This is a genomic window from Bradyrhizobium sp. (assembly GCF_016462955.1).
Lineage (GTDB): Bacteria > Pseudomonadota > Alphaproteobacteria > Rhizobiales > Xanthobacteraceae > Bradyrhizobium.
In genome coordinates, this window is sequence record NZ_JAEMSD010000188.1 from 1 (window position 1) to 1,494 (window position 1,494).

The 1,494-nt window shown below is 64.5% G+C and carries 3 protein-coding genes; all 3 read right to left on the reverse strand.

What is annotated here, in order from left to right; translation table 11 throughout:
- Window positions 1-146 precede the first annotated feature (146 nt).
- Window positions 147-404, reverse strand: coding sequence for a hypothetical protein (locus tag JHD07_RS19605; protein WP_291624853.1), 258 nt, complete (start codon window positions 402-404; stop codon window positions 147-149).
- 565 nt (window positions 405-969) lie between these two features.
- Complete coding sequence (locus JHD07_RS19610; RefSeq protein ID WP_291624855.1) at window positions 970-1,146, reverse strand: hypothetical protein; 177 nt, start codon at window positions 1,144-1,146, stop codon at window positions 970-972.
- A gap of 115 nt (window positions 1,147-1,261) precedes the next feature.
- Window positions 1,262-1,494, reverse strand: a 233-nt coding sequence (locus JHD07_RS19615) for a tetratricopeptide repeat protein (protein ID WP_291624858.1), incomplete at its 5' end; no start/stop codon positions are given.

Consider the following 1,494-nt stretch of genomic DNA (forward strand, 5'->3'; position numbering starts at 1 on the left):
GACGACCTCACGATCGCCCCTCAAGGATGAGCCGGGATGAGCGAGACATACGTCAAAACCGAATTTCGATAAAGCGGAATATTTTCGCGGCGGCAGGTTGACAGAGGGCGAAACAGGCACCGACCAGAGGAGCGTAGCCCGGCCGCTCAGCTCCGCACTCGCGAACGCTGGGCCTGGGCCCAGGCGACGGCGACGTCGCGTGGCGGGACATCGACCCGCCTGACGGGAGTCAACTCGCCGGAGGCCGAGACGATGGCGGTCTCCTCGCGCCGGCAGCGCGTGCAGACGAAGCGGACCTCGTGCGGCGACGGGGACCAGTTCGACCGCTTCACATTGGCCGCCATCGGCCAGGCCTCGCAATGCGAGCACGACACCAGAAATCGACCGGGATCGAGCATACCCATTCCATCGAACTCCGCTTCCTGCCGCTTCCTTCAATCATCAACCCATGTAGATCGTTCCGGTGCCAAGCACCACCGGCCGTCAGCCGCGAACTTCTGGCCGTGTTTCCTCATGCGCTGTGCAGGCAGCCAAGCTCGTCGAGCTCGGCCTCGGAATGACGGGGATGACTGGATCTCGCGTCCCTGCAAGGTGGAGGCGGTCCCGCTCAGCGGGCCCCCCTCAACGTACAGGAGGTCGTGCAAGTGACCGTCGTGCCGCGGTCGCACGATTTGCAGGCGGCGACGCACTGGTTCATGTCGCGTGGATTGTAGCTGTAGCTGCGCAACGGGCAGGCCGGCATCGTCGAGCCGGTGATGTCCTGCTCCTGGTCGCAGGCGCCGTCATGAGCGCGAACATGATCACCGCAACGAGGCGCATGGGATTGCCCCTGTCAGGCATGGCAGAACGACTCTCGCGAGACACGCTGCATTGCAGCGAATTCCGGCCTTCCCAGCTGGCGTCGCCGGTCACGACGCCCGCTTGCGCCGAGAATGCGCGCCAAACGTTAAGAACGGATTGTAGTCTGGTTCAGGCCGCAGCCTTGGCCGCGATCGCCTGCCGCATGTCCACGGCCAGCTGACGGTACTCTTCCCCGAGTTTCAGATAAAACTCGCGCTTGCCGCTGTCGGTGGCGAGCTTGGCAATCAGCTCGCATTCGGCGGTGAGCGTCTCGAACCGTTCCAGCCTGTCCTCGAGATGTGTCATCGGCGTGTCCCCATCAGACGCCTCAGGGACGTCGAGCCTAAGCCCGGGAAATAGGTCATGACGAACATCGTTATGGAGTAGAATCACTTTTTCCGTGCCGGGCGGAGAGGCGCGGCTATTTCTGCTCCAGCCGCCAGCCGCCGTCCCAATCGCCAGCCGGCGGATTGGCCTCGAACTCCGCGATGCGGCCGAGCATCGCGCGCGAGGGGCCGTCACCGGGAACCGCTTCCAGCGCCGCGTTGAAGGCGGCGCGGGCTTCGTCGAAGCGCCTTGCACGATAGGCGGCGAGAGCTTCGGCATAATGCGTACGCAACGTCACTTGCGCATCGCTGAGTGCGCCCGGCCTCG